At 49.7% G+C, this 551-nt stretch carries 1 protein-coding gene; it reads left to right on the top strand.

Annotated features, from left to right (window positions below; translation table 11 throughout):
* The coding region (locus tag R7P64_RS24545; protein WP_318124241.1) for a helicase-related protein at window positions 1-551 on the top strand (551 nt) is incomplete at both ends.

Genomic DNA, 551 nt, shown 5'->3' with positions numbered 1-551 from the left:
TCACCGTATCCAAGAAGAGCTGTTCTACCCATCTAATGAAGACAAGATGGCTCTACTTCAAACTCTGATTGAAGAAGAGTGGCCAGATCGCGCAATCGTGTTTGCGAACACCAAACATAAATGTGAGTCAGTTTGGGGCCACTTGGCGGCAGATGGTCACCGCGTTGGCCTATTAACAGGTGATGTTCCACAAAAGAAACGTGAAAAGATTCTTGAGCAATTTACTAAAGGTGATGTCGACATTCTTGTTGCGACTGACGTTGCAGCCCGTGGTCTACACATTCCTCAAGTAACACACGTATTCAACTATGACCTTCCTGACGACTGTGAGGATTACGTACACCGCATTGGTCGTACGGGTCGTGCGGGCGCGAGCGGTCACTCAATCAGCTTTGCGTGTGAAGAATACGCAATCAACTTGCCTGCGATTGAAGAATACATCGAACACACCATTCCTGTGTCGGAATACGATGCATCAGCTCTGATTCAAGATCTGCCTGCGCCAATCCGCATGCGTGCGCCGCGCGTTCAGCAACGCCGCACCAACACCG

Origin of the sequence: Vibrio sp. 2304, from assembly GCF_033339475.1 — a bacterium.
GTDB classification, from domain to species: domain Bacteria; phylum Pseudomonadota; class Gammaproteobacteria; order Enterobacterales; family Vibrionaceae; genus Vibrio; species Vibrio alginolyticus.
The sequence above is the reverse complement of the archived record's forward strand: the minus strand, read 5'-3'. Positions and strand labels throughout refer to the sequence as shown.